The organism is Pseudomonas fluorescens, assembly GCF_900215245.1.
GTDB lineage: Bacteria > Pseudomonadota > Gammaproteobacteria > Pseudomonadales > Pseudomonadaceae > Aquipseudomonas > Aquipseudomonas fluorescens.
Genome location: NZ_LT907842.1, coordinates 910,469 through 932,125 on the forward strand (window position 1 = coordinate 910,469; position 21,657 = coordinate 932,125).

Annotated in this window: 18 protein-coding genes and 2 pseudogenes; 14 read left to right on the forward strand and 6 right to left on the reverse strand. The window is 60.7% G+C overall.

The annotated features are described in order from the left end of the window. The first annotated feature begins 55 nt into the window (after positions 1-55). From gap to CPH89_RS30865, 8 genes and pseudogenes are all read left to right on the forward strand, one after another. A complete protein-coding gene (gene gap / locus CPH89_RS04270) occupies positions 56-1,057 on the forward strand; it encodes a type I glyceraldehyde-3-phosphate dehydrogenase (RefSeq protein WP_053257798.1) in 1,002 nt (333 codons plus the stop codon). Between the two features lie 221 nt (positions 1,058-1,278). Beyond that, positions 1,279-1,797 carry an RNA polymerase sigma factor gene (locus tag CPH89_RS04275; protein ID WP_053257799.1) on the forward strand — a complete coding sequence of 173 codons (519 nt, stop codon included), beginning with the start codon at positions 1,279-1,281 and terminating at the stop codon, positions 1,795-1,797. A gap of 74 nt (positions 1,798-1,871) precedes the next feature. Beyond that, positions 1,872-2,840 carry a FecR family protein gene (locus tag CPH89_RS04280; protein ID WP_053257800.1) on the forward strand — a complete coding sequence of 323 codons (969 nt, stop codon included), beginning with the start codon at positions 1,872-1,874 and terminating at the stop codon, positions 2,838-2,840. A 116-nt stretch (positions 2,841-2,956) separates the two neighbouring features. Continuing rightward, on the forward strand, positions 2,957-5,521 hold the full coding sequence (locus tag CPH89_RS04285; RefSeq protein WP_053257801.1) for a TonB-dependent receptor: 2,565 nt from the start codon (positions 2,957-2,959) through the stop codon (positions 5,519-5,521). Positions 5,522-5,659: 138 nt separating this feature from the next. Further along, positions 5,660-6,268: a biliverdin-producing heme oxygenase gene (locus CPH89_RS04290; RefSeq protein ID WP_053257802.1), complete on the forward strand. Its 609-nt coding sequence runs from the start codon at positions 5,660-5,662 to the stop codon at positions 6,266-6,268. A 94-nt stretch (positions 6,269-6,362) separates the two neighbouring features. After that, positions 6,363-6,764: a YbaN family protein gene (locus tag CPH89_RS04295; protein WP_053257803.1), complete on the forward strand. Its 402-nt coding sequence runs from the start codon at positions 6,363-6,365 to the stop codon at positions 6,762-6,764. Between the two features lie 280 nt (positions 6,765-7,044). Further along, positions 7,045-8,136: pseudogene (locus CPH89_RS30860) on the forward strand (PDC sensor domain-containing protein); the annotation flags it as partial. 381 nt (positions 8,137-8,517) lie between these two features. Then, positions 8,518-9,042 (forward strand): annotated as a pseudogene (locus tag CPH89_RS30865) (methyl-accepting chemotaxis protein); the annotation flags it as partial. A gap of 139 nt (positions 9,043-9,181) precedes the next feature. On the opposite strand, the gene CPH89_RS04305 reads toward CPH89_RS30865, so the two are convergent. Next, positions 9,182-9,745 (reverse strand): nitroreductase family protein, encoded by a 564-nt coding sequence (locus CPH89_RS04305; protein ID WP_053257805.1) that lies wholly within the window; start codon positions 9,743-9,745, stop codon positions 9,182-9,184. Positions 9,746-9,884: 139 nt separating this feature from the next. Between CPH89_RS04305 and CPH89_RS04310 the strand changes: the two genes are divergently transcribed. The 3 genes from CPH89_RS04310 to CPH89_RS04320 are packed head-to-tail and all read left to right on the forward strand — an operon-like array spanning position 9,885 to position 13,520. After that, entirely contained in the window at positions 9,885-11,324 is a 1,440-nt protein-coding gene (locus CPH89_RS04310; RefSeq protein WP_053257806.1) for a di-heme oxidoreductase family protein, read from the forward strand. A gap of 31 nt (positions 11,325-11,355) precedes the next feature. After that, on the forward strand, positions 11,356-12,420 hold the full coding sequence (locus tag CPH89_RS04315) for an imelysin family protein (protein WP_053257807.1): 1,065 nt from the start codon (positions 11,356-11,358) through the stop codon (positions 12,418-12,420). A gap of 2 nt (positions 12,421-12,422) precedes the next feature. Continuing rightward, positions 12,423-13,520, forward strand: coding sequence for a DUF1513 domain-containing protein (locus CPH89_RS04320; RefSeq protein WP_053257808.1), 1,098 nt, complete (start codon positions 12,423-12,425; stop codon positions 13,518-13,520). 140 nt (positions 13,521-13,660) lie between these two features. On the opposite strand, the gene CPH89_RS04325 is transcribed toward CPH89_RS04320, so the two are convergent. The 5 genes from CPH89_RS04325 to colR form a co-directional block, all read right to left on the reverse strand. Beyond that, on the reverse strand, positions 13,661-13,888 hold the full coding sequence (locus CPH89_RS04325) for a hypothetical protein (protein ID WP_053257809.1): 228 nt from the start codon (positions 13,886-13,888) through the stop codon (positions 13,661-13,663). Next, positions 13,885-14,604, reverse strand: coding sequence for a lipopolysaccharide kinase InaA family protein (locus tag CPH89_RS04330; protein ID WP_053257810.1), 720 nt, complete (start codon positions 14,602-14,604; stop codon positions 13,885-13,887). Before CPH89_RS04330 ends, CPH89_RS04325 begins: the two co-directional genes overlap by 4 nt. A 4-nt stretch (positions 14,605-14,608) precedes the next feature. Further along, entirely contained in the window at positions 14,609-15,289 is a 681-nt protein-coding gene (locus CPH89_RS04335; protein WP_053257811.1) for a class I SAM-dependent methyltransferase, read from the reverse strand. Positions 15,290-15,478: 189 nt separating this feature from the next. Then, positions 15,479-16,759, reverse strand: a complete 1,281-nt coding sequence (locus tag CPH89_RS04340) for a sensor histidine kinase (RefSeq protein WP_053257812.1) — start codon at positions 16,757-16,759, stop codon at positions 15,479-15,481. After that, positions 16,749-17,432 (reverse strand): two-component system response regulator ColR, encoded by a 684-nt coding sequence (gene colR / locus CPH89_RS04345; protein ID WP_016975511.1) that lies wholly within the window; start codon positions 17,430-17,432, stop codon positions 16,749-16,751. The genes CPH89_RS04340 and colR overlap by 11 nt, the downstream gene beginning before the upstream one ends. Positions 17,433-17,633: 201 nt before the next feature. On the opposite strand from colR, the gene CPH89_RS04350 reads away from it, so the two are divergent. The 3 genes from CPH89_RS04350 (at position 17,634) to CPH89_RS04360 (ending at position 21,645) form a co-directional block, all read left to right on the forward strand. Further along, complete coding sequence (locus CPH89_RS04350; RefSeq protein WP_053257813.1) at positions 17,634-19,583, forward strand: LTA synthase family protein; 1,950 nt, start codon at positions 17,634-17,636, stop codon at positions 19,581-19,583. A 75-nt stretch (positions 19,584-19,658) separates the two neighbouring features. Then, positions 19,659-20,357, forward strand: coding sequence for a response regulator (locus CPH89_RS04355; RefSeq protein ID WP_053257814.1), 699 nt, complete (start codon positions 19,659-19,661; stop codon positions 20,355-20,357). Then, on the forward strand, positions 20,347-21,645 hold the full coding sequence (locus CPH89_RS04360) for a sensor histidine kinase (RefSeq protein ID WP_053257815.1): 1,299 nt from the start codon (positions 20,347-20,349) through the stop codon (positions 21,643-21,645). The genes CPH89_RS04355 and CPH89_RS04360 overlap by 11 nt, the downstream gene beginning before the upstream one ends. Positions 21,646-21,657: the final 12 nt, after the last annotated feature.

Sequence of the window (21,657 nt, forward strand, 5' to 3'; positions counted from 1 at the left end):
TTTTATGCGAATAATCTTGTAATTCTTACAACAAATCGACGACAGGCACTTTCCAATGACTCTTCGTATCGCAATCAATGGTTTTGGCCGTATCGGCCGTAATGTCCTGCGCGCACTGTATACCCAAGGCTATCGCCAGGATTTGCAGATCGTCGCCATCAACGATTTGGGCGACAGCTCGATCAACGCCCACCTGCTCAAATACGACACCGTGCATGGCACTTTCGAAGCAGAGGTCGCCCACGATCAGGAAAGCCTGACCGTCAATGGTGACCGGATTGCCGTCAGCGCCATTCGCAACCCGGCCGAGCTGCCATGGGCTGCGCACAAGATCGACGTAGTGTTCGAATGCACCGGTCTGTTTACCGACCGTGACAAGGCTGCCGCCCATATTACCGCCGGCGCGCGCAAGGTGATCATCTCGGCCCCGGCCAAAGGCGCCGATGCCACCGTGGTTTACGGTGTGAACCATGACATTTTGCGTCAATCCCACCAGATCATCTCCAACGCGTCGTGCACCACCAACTGCCTGGCGCCGGTCGCCCAGGTGCTGCACCGCGAGCTGGGTATTGAAAGCGGCCTGATGACCACCATTCACGCCTACACCAACGACCAGAACCTGACCGACGTCTACCACACCGACCCGTACCGTGCGCGCTCGGCGACCCAGAACATGATCCCGAGCAAAACCGGCGCCGCTGAAGCGGTAGGCCTGGTGCTGCCGGAACTCGCCGGCAAACTGACCGGGATGGCGGTGCGTGTGCCGGTGATCAACGTGTCCCTGGTGGACCTCACCGTGCAATTGAAAAAAGACGCCACGGCCGAGCAAGTCAACGCCCTGCTCAAAGAAGCCAGCCAGCACTCGAAAATTCTCGGTTACAACACGCTGCCGCTGGTTTCCAGCGATTTCAACCATAACCCGCTGTCGTCGATCTTCGATGCCAATCACACCAAAGTCAGCGGCAAATTGCTGAAAGTGCTGGCCTGGTATGACAACGAATGGGGCTTCTCCAACCGTATGCTGGATAACTGCCTGGCGCTCTGCAACGCCGAGTAAGGCTCGGCCTGTGTGGCAGCTGGCTTCTGCGGGAGCTGGCTTGCCTGCGATAGCATCACCTCGGTTTGACTGAAATACCCAGGTGCCTGCATCGCGGGCAAGCCCGCCTCCCACAAAAAACCCTTCCCCTATTTGATCGGTGCGGCTTCACAGCAATAGCCACTTGCCATTCGCCTTGATGATAAGCATTATCATTAACCGCCTATCGGTCTGGTATCACTGTGAGCCAATCTCGCTTCAACCAAGTCTTTCTCACCCAACGGGTGATTCTGCTACGCACGTTGCAGCGGATGGTGAATAACCCCAGCACCGCCGAAGACCTGTTGCAGGAAACCTACCTGCGTGTGACCCGCGCCCTCAGTGAGCGGCCGATCGACCACCTCGAACCCTTCGTCTATCAAACCGCGCGCAACCTTGCGTTGGATCATCTGCGCTCGCGCAGAATCCAGGCGCGCACGCTGCAGGAAGATGTCCCGCTGGACGTGCTGCAAAGCGTCGCCGCCCCGATCAGCACCCCCGAAGACGCGACGCAGGCCGAGCAACTGCTCGAACACTTGAGCGTCAGCCTCGGCCAGTTGAGCGCCCGCCAACAACAGATTTTCATCCTCAGCCGCCTGCACGGTTGCAGCTATCAGGAGATTGCCGATCAGTTGCAAGTGTCCTTGAGCACCGTGCAAAAGGAACTGAAATTGATCATGGCCATCTGTGTAGGTGTGGCCGAACGTCTGGATCAGCCTTAAGCTTCACCCGACAGAACTGTCGATCCAGGCTGCAGGAAAAATGAATAGAACGTGGCGAAGACCCGAGGAACACCGTGACGGCCCCGAATAAACTGCGTCCCCATGAGCTGGCTCATGAGGTGTTGCAAGACACGGCTATGGACCAGGCCCTCGACTGGCTGATCGCCTTGCAATGCCCGCAACCCGGGCAGCGCGCCGAATTCGACGCGTGGCTGGCCAGCGACCCGGCGCACCCGCACGCCTTCAGCAAGGCCCAGGCCGCCTGGGGTGGTGCGCCGGTGTACAGCGCCGCTGTGGCGCTGGCCGCGCCGCGCAAGCCGACGGCCTGGCGCCGGATCAAACCCCATTGGAAACCGATAGCCACCGCTGCCGTGCTGCTGATCGGCCTGTTCAGCTTCAGCAACCTGCCTGTTCGCCTGCAAGCCGACCACCTCACGGTGGTTGGCGAACGCCAGCGTCTGCAGTTGGACGATGGCTCCAAAGTGTTGCTGAACACCAACTCGGCATTCTCCAGCAGCATCAAGGACCAGCAGCGCGTCGCCCGCCTTTACCAGGGCGAGGCGTTTTTTGAAGTGACGCCCAACCGTGGCCTGCCGTTGGAGATTGACGCAGGCCCCGTGCGTGCCCACGTGCGCGACACCGACTTCGCCGTGCGCTATCTCAACGGCGAGGCCCAGGTGCAGGTGCAGCGCGGTGATGTCGACCTGAGCAACACCTTCGATGATGCCCGCGTTCGCCTGAGCGCAGGCGAGAGCATCCGTATCGGCCCGAAGGGCTTTGGCCAACCCGCCAAGCTGGATGCCAGCAAGGAGCTGGCCTGGGTCCAGGGCCGGCTGGTGTTCGAAAACTGCCCGATGAGCGAAGTGCTCGCCGAGCTGCGCCGTTATTACCCGGGCTGGATCGTCAACAACAACGACAAGCTCGCAAGCACCGCCGTCACCGGCAACTACCGCCTCGATCAGCCCCTCGACGTGGTGCGCTCGCTGGCGCACATCACCTCGGCCAAGCTTTCGGAATACCCGGCGTTGGTGATCCTGAACTAAATGAGAATTATTTTTACTCGATAGCCACCGGCGGTACGTCTCGTTATAGCCAATGCAACTGATTCCTATTTGGTTCGGTTCGCAACTATAAGATTCGTATCTCCGGAGCGCTCTCGATGTACTCTCGTTTCAACCGCCGGTCCTCTTCGCCCGTCCTGTCCCTGCTGACCGCTGCCATCCTGCTGGCCAGTGCGCCGGCCATGGCCGCCACCGCCGCCGAACCTGCCGCGCGCAGTCACGGCCAATACAGTTTCAGCATTGAGCAACAACCGCTGGTTTCGGCATTGAATGCCTTTACCGCGGTAACCGGCTGGCAAATCGGCCTGCCCGCGGCGTTGGGCCAGGGCGTGTCATCCCCCGGCGTGCGCGGGGCACTGTCGCCGGAAAAAGCCCTGGACCGGCTGTTGGTGGGGACCAACCTGAGCTATCGCAAACTGGGCAATAACAGCATCGTCCTGGAGAAACGTGCGGCGGGCAGCGTGCTCAACCTGCAACAGGTGACCATCAGCGCCACCCGTAACGAGCAGGACGTCAGCAGCGTGCCAAGCACCGTCACTGTTCAGGATCGCCAGGCACTGGACCGCCAGAACGTGAACACCCTCCGTGAACTGGTGCGCTACGAGCCCAACGTATCAGTCGGTGGCGCGGGCACCCGCGCCAGCAACGCGGGCTACAACATTCGCGGCATCGACGGCGACCGCATCCTCACTCAGGTAGACGGTGTGGAAGTGCCGGACAATTTCTTCAACGGCCCTTATGCCAAGACACGCCGCAACTACGTCGACCCGGAAATCGTCAAGCGCGTGGAAATTCTGCGTGGCCCGGCCTCGGCCCTGTACGGCAGCAGCGCCATCGGCGGCGCAGTGAGTTACTTCACCCTCGACCCGGACGACATCATCAAGCCCGGCCAGGACGTCGGCGCCCGCCTGAAAACCGGCTACAGCTCCGCCGACGACAGTTGGCTGACCTCCGGCACCGTCGCCGGCCGCGTGCAGGACGTCGACGGTTTACTGCACCTGAGCCAGCGCAATGGCCATGAAATGGAATCCTATGACGGCAACAACGCCACCGGCCTGGCGCGCACCGGCGCCAACCCTGAGGATGCACGCACCACCAATGTCCTGGCCAAGCTGGGCTGGAATTATGGCGATGACAATCGCCTGGGCCTGACGTATGAGAAGTTCAAGGATGATCGCGACGTCAACTTGAAGAACGCGGTAGGCGGACCGTTCACCGGCGGGCGAGGCTTCAACTTCTACCGCGCCCGCTCGGGCAACGACACCATCACCCGTGAGCGCTTTGGTATCGAAAACCGCTTCGCCCTCGACTCGCCGATTGCCGATCACATCAAGACCCGTCTCAACTACCAGATCGCCAAGACCGACCAGACCACCGCCGAAATCTACCAGCCATCGCGCCGTGTATTGCGCACCCGCGAAACCCTGTACGAAGAAAAACAATGGGTGTTCGACGCACAGTTGGACAAGGCGTTCAGCCTCGGCGAAACCGATCATCAGATGACGTACGGCACCACATTGAAACAGCAGAAAGTCACCGGCTCCCGCGAAGGCGCCGCCAGCTGCCTGGCCATTGGCGGCGGTTGCACGGCCATCGGCGCGCCCAGCCCCTCAGCCGGCGACAGCGTGAAAAAGTCCAGCGACTTCCCGGACCCGACCATCAATACCTACTCGCTGTTTGTGCAGGATCAAATCACCTGGAACAAATGGACCTTCCTGCCCGCCGTGCGCTACGACTACACCCAGCTCAAACCCAAGCTGACCCAGGAATTCCTCAACACCGTCGACCCTAACCGGATCTACGATCACAGCAATGCGGAAAAAACCTGGCACCGTGTCACCCCTAAATTCGGCCTGACCTACGCGCTGACCGATCACTACACCTGGTTCGGCCAATACGCCGAAGGCTTCCGCACACCGTCGGCCAAAGCCTTGTATGGCCGCTTTGAAAACTTGAATGAGGGCTACACCGTCGAGCCCAACCCGAACCTCAAGCCTGAGAGCAGTAAAGGCGTGGAAACCGGGATTCGTGGCAACTTCGACGAAGGTTCGTTCGATATCGCTGTGTTTTACAACAAGTACCGCGACTTCATCGACGAGGACGCCTCGGTTGCCGGCGGCACCGTGCAACAGTTCGAAGCCAACAACATCAAGCACGCCACCATTAAGGGCATTGAAGCCAAAGGTCGATTGAACCTCGACGCCTTCGGCGCACCGCAAGGCCTCTACACCCAAGGCTCGGTTGGTTACACCTATGGCCGCAACGACGACAACGGCGAGCCGCTCAACAGCGTCAACCCGCTTAAAGGCGTATTCGGCCTGGGCTACGAGCAAACGCAATATGGCGCGCTGGTCAGCTGGACGTTGGTGAAGAAACAGAATCGGGTCGACAGCACCACCTTCCACGCGCCTGATGGCAGCACCAGTGCCCCCTTCAAAACACCTGGCTTCGGCATCGTCGACCTGACCGGCTACTACAAAGTCACCAACGACGTGACTATCAACGGCGGCCTCTACAACCTCACCGACAAGAAATACTGGAACTGGGATGACGTGCGCAGCTACGACGGCGTCGGCGAAGCCGGGGTTACAGCACCGGCCAACCTCGACCGCTTGACCCAGCCCGGGCGCAACTTTGCGATCAACCTGATCTGGGACATCTGACAATCCCCACCTTACCTCGCCACGATTAATCAGCGGCGAGGTGAGGATTTTTTACTGTGCCGCGTCTTCTTGTTCGTCTAGTTGATAACCGCTCTCTTTAGAGCACCCAGGCGCAACGCTTCTCAAGGACTTTTTTCGATGACCGCTTCCCCTACCGCAGAACGCCCAGGCCTGCGCTCCCAGCGCCTGAACCAAATCACTCACGCGCCGCATACCCAGCTCGATGCGCTGGTCAAAGCCCACGCTCCATTCGAAACCCAAGCCAACTTCGCCCGCTTCGTGGTCGCCCAATACCTGTTCCAATCAGAACTGGTAGCCCTGTACAACGACCCCGAATTGATCAAGATCGTCCCGGACCTGGCCGAGCGCTGCCGTGCCGACGCCGCCAGGCTGGACCTCGGTGACCTCGACACCGAAGTGCCCGCACCGGTTGCCGGCGCCGTGAAAAACCCGAGCAAGGCCGAAGCTCTGGGTTGGCTGTTCGTGTCCGAAGGTTCCAAGCTGGGCGCTGCGTTCTTGATCAAGCGCGCTGTGGGCCTGGGCCTCAGCGAGACCTTCGGGGCCCGCCACCTCGGCGAGCCGGCCGGTGGTCGCGCCGAAGGCTGGAAGCGTTTTACCCGCACCCTCGATGGCCTGGCGTTCAGCGCCGAAGAAGAAGCCGCGGTCGAAAAAGGTGCGATCGACGCGTTTGTGCGCTTCACCGTATTACTGGAACAGGCGTACGCTACGGCCCCTGAACTGGCGTAACACTCGAATTGAAATGCAATCAACGGTGGGAGCGGGCTTGCTCGCTCCCACCGTTGAATCTCATTTCATACTGACTTCTGTGATCACCCAACCCATGACCGGCAAAACCCAATCCACCTCAAAAATCGCGCAGCTCCTCTTCGGCCTGCTGGCCTACGTCAGCCTGGGCATTGGGCTGGTGGCGATTGTCATACCGGGTTTGCCCACCACTGAATTCATCCTGCTTGCCGCCTGGGCCGCGACCAAAAGCTCGCCGCGCTTGAGTGCCTGGCTGGAAAACCACCGGCTGTTCGGGCCGATCCTGTTCAACTGGCGCAACGGCAAGATCATCGCGCGCAGGGCCAAAGTCAGCGCCACGCTGAGCATGTTGGCATGTGCCGGCTTGATGCTGGTGATGCTCGATCACGGCTGGCCGATCTACCTGGCAATTGCCGGTATGGGCCTCGGTAACCTGTGGATCTGGTCACGCCCGGAACGGCTCGCAACGCCCGTATAACGTGGCGTTTAGTGTTTTACCGACCGCTCATCACCTTTCCCTCATGAAACATCTTGATGCGCCGATGTTCCGGACATAGCGCCAAATGGACTTGGCTCGCCCTGTTTGCATCCTGACAAGTCCATTCGCGAGTGAACCTATGTTCGACACCCTCTCCATCCGCCTGAAAATTGTGCTGCTGTCCGGCCTTTGCCTGTTGGGGGTGATTGCGCTGATCATCAGCATCAACCTGTACGAAACCAACCAAAATGATCAGTTGATCAGCGACTCAAGCTCGCGAATGCTCACCCAAAGTGTGCAACATCTGTTGCAAGCCAAGGCCGCCGAGCAAGCCTTGCAATTGCAGAAAACCTTTGGCGAAAATCTGGTGGTGGTCACCGCACTCGCCGATCAGGTCAAGGACCTGCGCGCCCTCGCCAGCAAACGCTCGCTGGAACCGGGTGCGGTGCGTGAGGAGCTCAACCAAAGCCTGAAAACCGCGTTCGAGCGCAACAGCAAGGTGCTCGGTATTTGGCTGTCATTTGAACCCAACGGTCTGGACGGCAAAGACAGCGAGTTTGTCGACGATAAAGCCCGCGTCTCCAATGAAAAAGGCCGCTTCTCCAGCTACTGGAGCCGCGCTGGCGGCGAAGGCCTGAACACGGTGATGGTCGAAGACGACCTGAACAAGACCAGCCTCAACCTCAGCGGTACGCCCTACAACATCTGGTACACCTGCCCACGTGACACGCGCAACGTTTGTCTGCTTGACCCGTATTCCGATGAAGTGGCCGGCAAGCAGGTGCTGATGACCACTATCTCACTGCCGTTGATCGTCGACAGCAAAGTCATCGGTGTGATCGGCATCGATATCGCCCTCAACACCCTGCAAGCTACGACGGACGCAGCACAAAAAGAACTGTTCGACGGCGCCGCACACCTGGAGATTCTGTCCAGCACCGGCTTGATTGCAGCGTTCAGCGGCCAACCGGACAAGGTCGGCAAAAACCTGATCGACACCCTTGGCGCCGAAGGCAAAGACATCGTGCAATTGCTGGCCAGTGGCACGCGCACGATCCGCGAACAGGACGACACGATCCGCGCCGTGTACCCGGTAAAACCGATTGCCGATGCAAAATCCTGGGGGGTGGTCATCAAGCTGCCCAAAGACGTGATGCTGGCCGATGCACTGAAACTGCAAGGGATACTCGACAAGGCCCAAAACGCCTCCACGCTCAAAGCCCTGCTGGTCGGCGCGGCCGCCGCGTTGCTCGGCTTGCTTTTGATCTGGCTGACCGCCACCGGCGTGACCCGCCCAATCAATACCGTCGCCGCCATGCTCAAGAACATCGCCAGCGGCGAAGGTGACCTCACCCAGCGCCTGAGCTATGCCAAGAAAGACGAATTGGGCGAGCTGGCAAACTGGTTCAACCGTTTCCTCGACAAGCTGCAGCCGACTATCGCGCAGATCAAGCAAAGCATCACCGAAGCACGTGGCACGGCTGATCAGTCTTCGGCCATCGCGCGCCAGACCAGCGAAGGCATGCAGGTGCAGTTCCGCGAAATCGATCAGGTCGCCACCGCCTCCAATGAAATGAGCGCCACCGCCCACGATGTGGCCAACAGCGCCTCCAACGCCGCCAGCGCGGCGCGTGGGGCCGATCAGTCGGCGCGTGAAGGCATGTCGATCATTGAACAGAGCACCCGTGATATCACCACCCTCGCCGACGAAGTCAGCAAAGCCGTGAGCGAAGTCGAGGCCCTGGCGGTGAACAGCGAGCAGATCGGCTCGGTGCTGGAAGTGATTCGCAGCATTGCCGAGCAGACCAACCTGCTGGCACTCAACGCCGCCATCGAAGCCGCGCGCGCCGGGGAAAGCGGACGTGGCTTTGCGGTAGTGGCCGACGAAGTGCGCAACCTGGCCAAACGTACCCAGGATTCGGTGGAGGAAATTCGCCTGGTGATCGAACGCATCCAGAGCGGAACGCGCGGCGTGGTGGCGACCATGCATTCCAGCCAGCACCAGGCCCAAAGCAACGCCGGGCAGATCCATCAAGCTGTGCAGGCATTAGGCAAGATCAGCGATGCGGTGACGGTGATCAGCGACATGAACCTGCAAATCGCCAGCGCCGCCGAACAACAGAGCGCGGTGGCCGAAGAGGTCAATCGCAACGTATCGGCAATCCGCACCGTGACCGAAACCCTCACCAGCCAGGCCACCGAGTCGGCGGCCATCAGCAGCCAACTGAACGCGTTAGCCAGCCAGCAGATGAAGTTGATGGATCAGTTCAAGGTGTAACGCCATCCTTGAAAACGATGAGGCGCAAATGGGGGAGCGGGCTTGCTCGCGAATGCGGTGGATCAGTCAATACATCCAGTGACTGTCACACCGCATTCGCGAACAAGCCCGCTCCCACATAAAGCAGATCTGCGCTTTCTTACAGACCCGTCCAGGCTGTAACAAACGGCGCCAGGTCTTCTTTCGGCGCAGTGCGCGGCGGGTTCTGCGGGGTGCCCAGGTAGAGGAAGCCAATCACTTCCTCATCCGCCGTCAGCCCCAGGCCTTTGGCCACATGGGCCGAGTAGGACAACTCGCCGGTGCGCCACACCGCACCAATCCCCAGAGCGTACGCCGCCAACAGAATGCCGTGGGCCGCACAGGCAGCTGCCAACAACTGTTCGGACTTCGGCACTTTGAAGTGGTCTTGCAAGCGGGCAATCACCACAACGACCAGCGGGGCGCGCAATGGGCCGTTCTGGGCCTTGTCGATGGCGGCTTGCGGCGCGTCGGCGTCCTGCAGTCGCGCGGCTTCGGCCAGCAGTGTGCCCATTTGCTCACGGGCCGCGCCTTCCACGGTCAGGAAACGCCATGGGCGCAGTTGGCCATGGTCGGGCGCGCGCATGGCGGCGGCGAACAGCACATCGCGCTGCGCCTGGGTCGGTGCCGGTTCCAGCAAACGCGGCACGGAAACACGGTTGAGCAAAGCGTCGAGAGCCTGCATTGGCCACCTCCAGATAAAAATGTGCGGCCATTCTAGCGGTAATGAATCGGATTCGACCAAACGATAATTGCTCTTATTCAATCCGCCTTGCCCTGTTAGACTTTGCGGCCTCATTTTCCGCCTTCGTTCAGGAAATTCGATGTTCCGTTCGCTTCTTCACCTGTCCGCAATAGTGTTGGCCTTGAGCCTGACTGCTTGCGATGACGCCCCACGCTTCACCAAGGCGCAGCCCGGTGAAGCGCGAGCCGGCGGCGCGGCGACGGTGAACAAGCGTGACCAGAACGCGTTTTCCCTGCCCTCGGCCAACCTCGCTCCCAGCCGCCGCCTGGATTTCAGCGTCGGCAACAGCTTCTTTCGCAGCCCCTGGGTGATTGCGCCCTCTACCACCACCGCACGCGATGGCCTCGGCCCACTGTTTAACACCAACGCCTGCCAGAACTGCCATATCAAGGACGGCCGTGGTCACCCGCCGCTGCCCGATGCGCCGAATGCGGTGTCGATGCTGGTGCGCTTGTCGATCCCCGCGCCCAGCTCAGACCTGCCGGCCTACGCCAAGCTCATTGAACAGCTCGGCGTGGTGCCCGAGCCGGTGTACGGCGGGCAACTGCAAGACATGGCCGTGCCGGGCGTAGTCCCCGAAGGCAAAGTGCGGGTCGACTACACGCCCGTCAACGTGACATTCAAGGACGGCACGCGGGTCGAGTTGCGCAAGCCCGCCCTGCAAATCACCCAGCTCGGCTACGGCCCGATGCACCCGGAGACACTGTTCTCGGCGCGAATCGCCCCGCCGATGATCGGCCTGGGCCTGCTCGAAGCGATCAGCGACGCCGACATTCTGAAAAACACCGACCCGAAAACCGCCGACAAAGAAGCCATCGTCGGCCGAGCCAACCAGGTCTGGGATGATGCCCGGCACACCACGGTCCTCGGGCGGTTTGGCTGGAAAGCCGGGCAACCCAACCTCAATCAACAGAATGTTCACGCGTTCTCCGGTGACATGGGCCTCACCACGTCGCTAAGACCCTTCGATGACTGCACCGAGGCCCAAGTCGCCTGCAAGCAGGCCCCTAACGGCAATGGCCCTGACGGCGAGCCGGAAGTCAGCGATAACATCCTGCGTCTGGTGCTGTTCTACACCCGCAACCTGGCCGTGCCGGTACGCCGTGACGTCAACACACCGCAGGTGCTGGCCGGTAAAAACCTGTTCTACCAGGCCGGTTGTCAGGGTTGCCATAAGCCGACGTTCACCACCGCCGCCAACGCTGCCGAACCCGAACTGGCCAACCAAATCATTCGCCCCTACAGCGACCTGCTGTTACACGACATGGGCGACGGCCTGGCCGACCACCGCAGCGAATTCAAGGCCAGTGGCCGCGACTGGCGCACGCCGCCGTTGTGGGGCATTGGCCTGACGCAAACCGTCAGCGGCCACACGCAGTTTTTGCATGACGGCCGCGCCCGCAACCTGCTTGAAGCCGTGCTCTGGCACGGCGGCGAAGCGCAGGCGGCGCAGCAGCATGTGTTGTCCTTTAATGCCGAGCAGCGGGCTGCGTTGCTGGCGTTCCTGAATTCTCTATAAGCTTTGCCCCATTGACCGAAGGGAGCTCGACATGTTTCGTCCCAAGTTGTTGTTCACCAGCCTGGCCGCCCTCGCGCTCGGCGCCTGCTCGCCGCAGGACCCGCAAGCCGTGACTTCGGCGGCCATCGCCAAGCAAGTAATCCTGCCGACCTATAGCCGCTGGGTTGAAGCTGACCGCCAACTGGCCGTCAGCGCCCTCGCCTACTGCCAGGGCAAGGAAAGCCTGGAGACCGCGCGTGCCGACTTTCTCCACGCGCAAAAGGCCTGGGCCGAGTTGCAACCGCTGCTGATCGGCCCACTGGCCGAGGGCAACCGTTCGTGGCAGGTGCAGTTCTGGCCGGACAAGAAAAACCTGGTGGGTCGCCAGGTTGAGCAACTGGTCACCGCCCAGCCGCAGATCGATGCCGCCGCCCTGGCCAAGTCCAGTGTCGTGGTGCAGGGCCTGTCGGCCTACGAATACATCCTCTACGACGCACGGACTGACGTCGCCGACGAAACCCAGAAAGCCCGCTACTGCCCGCTGCTGGTCGCCATCGGCGAGCGCCAGAAGGCCCTGGCCGAAGAGATCCTGGCCAGTTGGAACAGCACCGACGGCATGCTTGCGCAGATGACCAAGTTTCCGAACCAGCGCTACGCTGATTCCCACGAAGCCATCGCCGACCTGCTGCGCGCGCAAGTGACTGCGCTGGACACCCTGAAGAAAAAACTCGGCACGCCGATGGGTCGCCAGACCAAGGGCATCGCGCAACCGTTCCAGGCCGATGCCTGGCGCAGCCAGTCTTCCCTGCAAAGCCTGCAGGCCAGCCTCGCGGCGGCTCAGACCGTGTGGGTCGGGGTCGACAACAAAGGCCTGCGTGGCCTGCTGCCGTCGGAGCAGAAGCCGTTGGCCGACAAGATCGACGCCGCCTATGCCGCGTCGCTGAAACTGTTCGCCGGCAACCCGCGCACCCTCAATGAACTGTTGGCCGACGATGCCGGGCGCCAGCAGCTCGACGCGATCTATGACAGCCTCAACGTCGTCCACCGCCTGCATGAAGGCGAGTTGGCCAAAGCGCTGGGCATCCAACTGGGCTTTAACGCCAACGACGGTGACTGATGATGCTCAGGCGACAGGCTTTGGCGGTGGGCAGCGTGCTGCTCAGTGCGATCACGTTGGGTGGCTGGACGCTGTTCAGGCAAAAGGACAAAGGCCCGCTGCTGCTGTCGGCGCGCGATGATGCGGACGGCAGGCACTACGCCGTAGGCTATCGCCTGGACGGCAAGCAGGTGTTTGCCACTCAGGTCGGCCAGCGCTGCCACGACATCATCAACCACCCGACGCTGTCGATTGCACTGTTCGTCGCCCGTCGCCCGGGCACCGAAAGTTACCTGATCGACCTGCGTGATGGCGCGCTGCTGCAAACCATCACGTCGAATGCCCATCGGCACTTTTATGGCCATGCGGTCATTCACAAAAGCGGCAACTGGCTGTACGCAACCGAGAACGACACCTCCGATCCGGGCCGCGGCCTGCTGGGCGTGTACACGTTCGAAGGTGAGCGACTGGTCCACAGCGGCGAAATTTCCACCCACGGTATCGGCCCGCATCAGGTGTCATGGATGCCCGACGGCGAAACCCTGGTGGTGGCCAACGGCGGCATTCGTACCGAAGCCGAAAGCCGTGTGGAGATGAACCTCAACGCCATGGAGCCGAGCCTGGTGTTGATGCGCCGCGACGGCAGCCTGATCAGCAAGGAAACCCTCGGCCAGCAGATGAACAGCGTGCGGCACATGGGGATTGCCAGCGATGGCACCATCCTCACCGGGCAGCAGTTCATGGGGCCGTCCCAGGAGCGTTCCGAGTTGCTCGCGATCAAGCGTCCGGGGCAGCCGTTCGTGGCGTTCCCGGTGGCCGATGAGCAATTGCAGGCGATGGGGCACTACACCGCGAGTGTCGCAGTGCACAGCGAACTGCGCCTGGTCGCGCTGACAGCGCCACGGGGCAACCGCTTTTTTATCTGGGACATGGACAGCGGCGAGCTGCGTCTGGATGGGCCTTTGCCGGACTGTGCAGGCGTGGGCGCGGTGGCGGATGGGTTCGTTGTCACGTCAGGCCAGGGGCGCTGCCGCTTCTACGATTGCCGCCAGCAGCAGTTGGTCGCCACGCCGCTGGAATTGCCGGCCGGGCTTTGGGATAACCATCTGCACCTGATCTGATCGCCGTCATGGCAGCGTTCCTGGCGCCGATTTTTAAACGATCTGGAACAGTAACGCGCAGGCTCCTCGGCACCTGTCTGCAGCTGCTACAACGTAAAAGGCCCCGCAGTGCGGGGCCTTTTACGTTGGCTGTGATGTATTCAACTCTGCGGTCTCATCCCTTGGGACATCCCGAACATGAATAACAGCAAATCATGATCAGGCTTGACCGCCACACTGGCCTTGGCAACACGTGGTAACAGACATTGCCCGCTACCCTGCACCGCGCTCAGCACTTGTGTGCGAGGTTGTTCCCACGCAGCCAGCGCCAGGGCTGCAATGCCCAACGCGCCGACCAGGAACAAACCTCGTGCTATTTCTAGCTTCATCTGGTTAAACCCTTGATAGCGCTGCCAAACGCCGTCTCGTAAAAGTAGCTGAGTTTTTCCCAGTCGGTACTGCTCCACGACGAATGGCGCCGCAGTTGCAGCATGTCATGGGACGCCGCCCGATAAGCGGTCAAACGCTGGCGGCACTTTTCGAAATCCAGCAGCGCCACTTCCACATTGGCCGAGTCGCCCTCGCCGGTTACCCGTACAAAGATGTGTTTGATGTACAGGCAGCCATGCTGCCAGCGGCCCTTGTGCATTCTCGCCAGGGTGCCCGCCAACTCTTTGAGCACGCGCTCGTGGACCAACTCGCCGTACTGCTCGCGGCCACCGGCGGCGTACCAGTTTTCGATCTCGTCGAAACCGTCCAATGACGCAGTCACCAACAGCGCCTTCCACTGGTGCTCCGGGTCACGGCGCGCGCCGCAAAACACCAGTTCCGGAACACGCACATCCAACGAGCGCAGGCCCATCAGGGCATCGCGCTCGCGCAACACGGTCGGGCGACCAAACGGGTGGAGCCAACTGCGGTAGATATGCCCGGTCTGGCGCTTGCTGTAGAGCAAGCGGCCGTTAGCGCTGATCACCCGTTGCACGCCACTTTCCCCCCCACGTCGACGATTGGGTTCCTCGACCCACTCGCCCCGTTGGCGCCAGAAATAATCAAATCGCTCTTCGGGAGCTACGTGACTGCCTGATACGCACTCAACTGCCATCCTGTTACCTCTTACGCAATACATATACTCGCCACATGGCGTAGAGCGGCATGAAGTCCAGGGACTCCTGAACCCGGAAACCGGCCTGCTCAAACTCTGCCTCAACAGTAGCAGCCGGTAACACAAACCGGTTTTGATAACCTTCCTGCTCACCTTTCTCGCGACGTTTCGCTTCGAGGCGCTTGCGTTTCCAGGCCTTGAAATTGCCATCTACCCACAGCGAAACGATCACGCTGTCGCGGGTAACGCGTTGAAATTCCTTCAATATTGCCAGTCTGTGCGCCGCGTCACCGATATGGTGCAGCAAGCGCATACAGAAAATACTGTCGACTGAATTATCCGGTAAATCAATATCGAACGCAGAAGTCTGCAAAGGCCGTACCCGTTTCACCACTTCCGCCGGTTGGGCGATGGTGGCGACGTTCAACATCGACGCCGAATTGTCGGCCCCGATAATCACCCGGTTGGGCTTTTCCGCCAGTAACGGCCAGAAACGTCCAGCCCCGCAGGGCAGGTCCAACACCAGGCCTGGCTCGCCGGCCATGGCCAACGCGCCGCGCGCCAATTGCTCGTCGCGTTTGTGGGACAACCGGCGAGCCAGATTGTCCTGATGTTTGAGCAAATATTCCTGCGCGTGCTGATCGTCGTACTTTTCAGAAAAATCGAGCTTGATCGGGGTAGACATCAACGGATCTCCAGTAGCTGATGCCGACAACCTTAAGCAGCGAAGTGTGACTATCAGGTCAACCCGTTGTGAAAAACTTGTCCTGTCCAGCCCCATACATTTCAAGACTTTACAGACACAATCAGTGGCATGGGGCCATCTTCGCCGAAAAGCGGGGTAGCTGCCGCAGGATAGCGGCAGGCGGGGGGCTTAGGGTTTGACCGGGCTCAATTGGACCTGAAAGCGGCAGCCATGGGGCTCCATGGTGCTCAGGCTGACGCTCCAGCCCTGGCTCTCGCAGATGCGTTGCACCAGCGACAAGCCTAACCCCAGGCCTTCACCGCGCTTTTCACTGCCGCGCACAAAAGGCTCGAACATCGCTTCACGCTTGTCTTCAGGAATGCCCACGCCGGAGTCTTCCACCACAAAGCCACTGGGTTCGAGTGTGAGGCGGATAAAGCCCCGTTCGGTGTAGTGCAACGCGTTGCGCAGCAGGTTGCCCATCACCGCATGCAAGAAGGTGGTGTTGTAGCGGGTATCCAGCGGATTGCCCGGCAGGTAGATCAATTCGAGGCCTTTGTGCTCGATGGGCTCGCGCCAGATGCCGAGCAAATCTTCGGCGACCTGGGTCAGGTTGACCTGGGGCGACATGGCCGCATCATCGTGTTTGGCACGGGCCAGCATCAGGAAGGTTTGCACCAGCTCGCGCATTTCTTCGCAGGCTCGGGCAATGCGCAGCACCTGATTGCGGCCGCGCTGATCAATGGCGGGGTTTTCCAACAGCAGTTCACACGAACTGGCCAACACCATCAGCGGGGTGCGCAATTCGTGGCTGACATCGCTGGTAAACAGTTGCTCACGGGACAATGCCTGCCGCAACCGCCCCAGCGTCGCGTCGAAGGCCACCGCCAGCTCACCGACTTCATCGGCGGCGTAATCCGGCGCCAGGGGCGGTGCCAGCCCCAGCAACTGGTCACGATGACGAACCTGGCGCGCCAAACGCACCACGGGCGCCATCACCTTGCGGGCCAGCACCCAACCGAGGAATACCGCCAGCGCCAGGCTGAGTACAAAACCCACCAGCACGACGGCGAACAGGACGCGCTCGCGCTCTTCGAAATCGCTCTGGTCTTGCAGCAGCACATAGCGCCGACCATCGACCACTTCGACCATGGCGTGGTACGACAGCGACTCGCGAAACACCTCATGAAAGCCGGGTTCCAGATGGCGCAGATCCTTGGGCAGTTCGAAATCCCCGGGCCCGCCGCTGAAATAGAACAGTTGATCCGGCTCTGGGCGATGGCTCCAGTCCTCGACACTGTCCATCAGCAACAGGCGCTGCAGGTCACCGCCCAGGCCGGCCGAAATCAGTTTTTCTTCCACCAGGTGCACGGTTGCAACGATGCCCATGGCGAACGCCCCCGCCACCAGTGCGCTCATCAAGGCAAAGGCGATGATGATCCGTTGGGCGAGGCTTTGCTTAAACTCCATCACGCCCCTCGGCCAGGCGATAACCCACACCGTGCACGGTTTGCAGCAACGGCTTTGCGAAGGGTTTATCGATCACTTGGCGCAATTGGTGAACGTGGCTGCGCAGGCTGTCGCTGTCCGGGCAGTCGTCGCCCCACAGGGCTTCTTCGAGAATTTCTCGACGCAACACGTGCGGGCTCTTTTGCATCAGCACCGCGAGCAGTTTCAGGCCCACCGGGTTGAGCTTGAGCAGGCGCCCTTCGCGGGTCACTTCCAGGGTATCAAGATCGTAATGCAGGTCGGCCACTTGCAGCGCGCGACGCCCGCCGCCTTGGGCACGGCGCAGAACCGCTTCGATGCGCGCGGCCAATTCCGACAGGGCAAACGGTTTGAGCAGGTAATCATCGGCGCCGGATTTAAAGCCCTGCAGCCGGTCATCCAACTGGTCGCGCGCGGTGAGCATAATCACCGGCGTATCGCGGCGAGCGTCTTCTCGCAGGCGTTTGCACAAGGTGTAGCCATCGATGCCAGGCAGCATGATGTCGAGCACGATGAGGTCGTAATGTTCGGTGGCGGCCAGATGCAGGCCCGACAAACCATCCTGCGCACAGTCTACGGTATAGCCTTTTAGCCCCAGGTAATCGGCCAGATTGGCCAGAATATCGCGGTTGTCTTCAACCAATAAAATTCGCATGGGCAGTGTCTCCGTACGCGGTAACGGCCGTGTTGGCTCGCGCAGCTTAAGGCCAAGCGCGGCTCAGGGATAGACCTGGACGCTACGTCGATATAGGTTTTCAACCAATTGTACAAACCAACAAGTTTTTCACTATAGCTTCACACACCGGCTACAGTGGCAGGTCGAATATCGGCGTCCATTGATATAAGGAATATGGACATGGGGTTTTTAAACACCGCGCCGATGCGCTTTCTGCTGCTCGTAACCGGCGCATGGCTGGTGATTTTCCTACTGACGCGCAGTGTGCTGCTGATCACGCATTTGGATGAAGTCGGTGGCAACCTGCTACCGGTGTTTGGCGTCGGCTTGCTGTATGACCTCGCGTTCCTGGCCTATGCCGCTTTGCCGCTGGGCCTGTATCTGCTGCTCTGCCCGCCCGCTCTGTGGCGCCGCCGTGGCCATCGCTGGTTCCTGCAGGCGGTGCTGACCGTCAGCCTGTTCGCCATGTTGTTTACGTCAGTGGCCGAGTGGCTGTTCTGGGATGAGTTCGGCGTACGCTTCAACTTTATCGCCGTCGATTACCTGGTGTATTCCAATGAGGTGATGAACAACCTGCTGGAGTCTTACCCGATCGGCAAGCTGCTCAGCCTGTTGGCGATGCTCGCGATTGTACTGAGCCTGGCCTTGCGCAAGCCGTTCAACAGCGCAATGAGCGCGCCTCTGCCGCCCCTGCGTGGGCGCGTGTTGAATGCCCTGGGCCTGCTGGTGGTTGCCGGTCTCTGCGTGCAATTGATCAGTCAGGACAGCCCACGCGCCTCGGGTGGCAACGCTTACAAGAATGAACTGGCGAGCAACGGCCCGTATCAGTTTTTTGCCGCGTTCCGTAACAACGAGCTGGATTACACCCAGTTCTATAAAAGCCTGCCCTCCGAGGTGGTCGCCAAGCAATTGCGGGCTGAACTCAGCGAGCCGAATGCGCGCTTCATCGGCACCGACCCGCTGGACATCCGCCGCGCAATCACCAACCCCGGCACGTTGCGCAAACCCAACATCGTGCTGGTGACCATCGAAAGCTTCAGCGCCAAATACATGGGCAGCAATGGCGACGACCGTAACCTCACCCCCAACCTCGATGCGTTGCGTAGACACAGCCTGTACTTCAATAACTTCTATGCCACCGGCACCCGCACGGACCGTGGCTTGGAGGCGATCACCCTGGCTATTCCACCGACGCCCGGCCGTTCAATCGTCAAGCGCATCGGCCGTGAGAGCGGTTTCGCCAGCCTTGGCCAACAACTCGGGGCCATCGGTTACGACAGTGTCTTTGTCTACGGCGGACGCGGTTACTTCGACAATATGAACGCGTTTTTCAGCGGCAACGGTTATCGGGTCGTGGACCAGAGCAGCGTGGCGGAATCGGAAATCTCGTTCAAAAATGCCTGGGGCATGGCCGATGAAGACCTCTACCGGCAAACCCTGAAACTGGCCGATGCCGACTATGCCAGGCAGCAGCCCTTCCTGCTGCAACTGATGACCACGTCCAACCATCGCCCTTATACCTATCCGGAAGGCCGCATCGATATCAAGTCCGGCAACGGCCGTGACGGCGCGGTGAAATACACCGACCACGCCATCGGTGAGTTCCTCGACGCGGCCCGCCAGAAGCCGTGGTTTGATAACACGATTTTCGTGTTCGTCGCCGATCACACCGCCGGCAGCGCAGGCAAGGAAGACTTGCCTATCGCCAACTACCAGATCCCGCTGTTCATCTACGCACCGAAGCTGATCGAGGCTCGGGAAACCGCGCAACTGGCCAGCCAGATCGACTTGGGCCCCACGTTGCTGGGGTTGATCAACCTGAGCTACGAATCCACCTTCTTCGGCCGCAACCTGTTGCAAGACAGCCCGCTGCCACCGCGCGTGGTGGTCGGCAACTATCAGCACCTGGGGTTGTTTGATGGCAAGGACCTGGCAATCCTCAGCCCGCGCCAAGGCCTGCGTCGCCACGATCAGGCCTTGGGCGAGAGCCAGGAGTTACGTGTGGGCACGGATGATCCATTGATCCAGCGCGCAATTACTTACTACCAGGCCGCCAGTTATGGTTTCACACAACAACTATTGAGCTGGAAAGCGCCCAAGGACGCAGCGCCTGCCATCAGCGTGCGCTGACCCCCTCGCGAGCCCTTGCCTCCCCATGGCAAGGGCGTAACACTTGCGTCCATTCTCCGGCGATGGCGCCCTTTCATGTCCGACACCCTGCTGCTGATTGAAGACGACCGCCCCCTGGCTGCACTGACGGCCGAATTCCTGCGTGCCGAAGGCTTTACCGTAACGGTTGAGCACCGTGGCGATCGCGCTGCACAGCGCATTCTTGACGAACAACCGGCGCTGCTGATCCTCGATGTGATGTTGCCGGGCATCGACGGGTTCACCTTGTGCCGACAGATTCGCGATCAGTACCCGGGGCTAATCCTGATGATGACCGCGCTGGATGAAAACGCCGAGCAACTGACCGGCTTCAACGTCGGCGCGGATGACTATGTGGTCAAGCCGGTCGACCCGCTGCTGTTGCTGGCCAGAATCCGCTCGTTGCTGCGTCGCCACCCTCAAGCCCCACGTGCTCATTACCAGTGGGGCACCTTTCGGCTCGACCTCAACAGCCATTTCGCCTGGCTCGATGAGACCCCTTTGCAGTTCTCGGTTGCCGAGTTCGAATTGCTGGCGATTTTCGCGCGCCATTGCGGGGTATTGCTGACGCGGGAAAAACTCCTGCAGAGCCTGCGCGGCCTGGAATACGACGGGCTCAACCGTTCCATCGACATGCGTGTGTCGCGCTTGCGTAAAAAGCTGATGAGCCTGGAATGCCCGGTGACTATCCAGACCATCACGGCCCAGGGCTATCTGTTCGTCGAAAGTGCCCAGGAGGCCCGACATGTTGACTAAGGTGCGGCCCTGGATGGTGGCCGTGGCGGGCACGGGCTGGGCGAGTTTGACGTTTTATCTGTTGTGGCTGTGCGCCAACGCCTCGGTGTTTGTCGGCGAAGACAGCTTTTTGCGCCTGATGGCCGGGCCGGCCTACCTGGTGGCCGAACAGCTCAAAGCCGTGCCGGCCGACCAACGTGAAGCGCGCATGGACATCCTGCGCGCGCACTTCCAGTACCCGGTGAATCTGATCTCGCTGGACGAGGTCGAATTGCCGCCGGAAGCGTTGGTCATGCTGGAGCATCAACAACCGGCACTGAGCAGCGACGAAGACATCAGCTACTTCCCGCTGGATGACGACACCATCATTCAATTCGGCCCAATGTGGGGCAGTGCCGAGGTCAAGGATCTGATCAAATTCCCGGTTTACTGGATCACCGCCGCTGTAGCAGGCCTGCCGGTGCTACTGCTACTCGGGATCGGTTTACGCCTGCACCGCCGTCGCCGCACCGACCTGAACACCCTCAAGACCTGCCTTGGCACGCTGGCACGTACCCCGAATGTGATGTTGCCTGCCATGGGCAAGGAATGGACGCCGTTGCTGATGACCTTGCAACAGCACGCGCGGGACATCAGCGCCATGAACGAGCGCCACCGTGAAGTCTCCCAGGCCGTGTCCCACGAACTGCGTACGCCATTGGCGCGCATGCGTTTTGCCTTGACGCTTCTGGGTAAAAGCGAAGACCCGCTCACCCGTACACGCCTTCAGGAACGCTTGCTCACCGATGTCGAAGAGCTCGAAGCGCTGGTTCGCGCCAGCCTCGCCTTTGCGCGCCTGGCAGGCGCACCGACCGACCTGCAGCATGAGCCAATCAACCTGCGTGACTGGCTGCACCAGGAGTTTGCCTTGCTCGACGGGCACCATCGCCGGTTGAGCCTGGAAACCGAGCCCGCCCACCTTGAGCTGATCGGCGACCGTGCCCTGTTGCACCTTATCGTGCGCAACCTGTTAAGCAATGCCATCACCTACGCACGCGATCAAGTGTGCGTCAGTGCCACTTACCACGGTCAACAGCACCTGGTGCTGCATGTGGATGATGATGGCCCCGGGGTATTGGCGGAGAACCGCGACAAGATCTTCGAGCCCTTCGTGCGCCTTGCCTTGGGGGGCGATGAGCCCACGGGCTCCGGCCTTGGCCTGGCACTGGCCAAACGCGCGACCCAGTGGCACCACGGTGAATTGTCGGTATCGCGCAGCCCTTTGGGCGGCGCACGCCTGAGCCTTATTCTGCCGCTGAGGCCGCTGTAACCTGCGTGTTAC

Coding starts and splice junctions, on each gene's coding strand:
- gap (WP_053257798.1), top strand. CDS start 56: ATGACTCTTCGTATCGCAATCAATGGTTTTGGCCGTATCGGCCGTAAT.
- CPH89_RS04285 (WP_053257801.1), top strand. CDS start 2,957: ATGTACTCTCGTTTCAACCGCCGGTCCTCTTCGCCCGTCCTGTCCCTG.
- CPH89_RS04290 (WP_053257802.1), top strand. CDS start 5,660: ATGACCGCTTCCCCTACCGCAGAACGCCCAGGCCTGCGCTCCCAGCGC.
- CPH89_RS04295 (WP_053257803.1), top strand. CDS start 6,363: ATGACCGGCAAAACCCAATCCACCTCAAAAATCGCGCAGCTCCTCTTC.
- CPH89_RS04305 (WP_053257805.1), bottom strand. CDS start 9,745: ATGCAGGCTCTCGACGCTTTGCTCAACCGTGTTTCCGTGCCGCGTTTG.
- CPH89_RS04310 (WP_053257806.1), top strand. CDS start 9,885: ATGTTCCGTTCGCTTCTTCACCTGTCCGCAATAGTGTTGGCCTTGAGC.
- CPH89_RS04315 (WP_053257807.1), top strand. CDS start 11,356: ATGTTTCGTCCCAAGTTGTTGTTCACCAGCCTGGCCGCCCTCGCGCTC.
- CPH89_RS04320 (WP_053257808.1), top strand. CDS start 12,423: ATGCTCAGGCGACAGGCTTTGGCGGTGGGCAGCGTGCTGCTCAGTGCG.
- CPH89_RS04325 (WP_053257809.1), bottom strand. CDS start 13,888: ATGAAGCTAGAAATAGCACGAGGTTTGTTCCTGGTCGGCGCGTTGGGC.
- CPH89_RS04330 (WP_053257810.1), bottom strand. CDS start 14,604: ATGGCAGTTGAGTGCGTATCAGGCAGTCACGTAGCTCCCGAAGAGCGA.
- CPH89_RS04335 (WP_053257811.1), bottom strand. CDS start 15,289: ATGTCTACCCCGATCAAGCTCGATTTTTCTGAAAAGTACGACGATCAG.
- CPH89_RS04340 (WP_053257812.1), bottom strand. CDS start 16,759: ATGGAGTTTAAGCAAAGCCTCGCCCAACGGATCATCATCGCCTTTGCC.
- colR (WP_016975511.1), bottom strand. CDS start 17,432: ATGCGAATTTTATTGGTTGAAGACAACCGCGATATTCTGGCCAATCTG.
- CPH89_RS04350 (WP_053257813.1), top strand. CDS start 17,634: ATGGGGTTTTTAAACACCGCGCCGATGCGCTTTCTGCTGCTCGTAACC.
- CPH89_RS04355 (WP_053257814.1), top strand. CDS start 19,659: ATGTCCGACACCCTGCTGCTGATTGAAGACGACCGCCCCCTGGCTGCA.
- CPH89_RS04360 (WP_053257815.1), top strand. CDS start 20,347: ATGTTGACTAAGGTGCGGCCCTGGATGGTGGCCGTGGCGGGCACGGGC.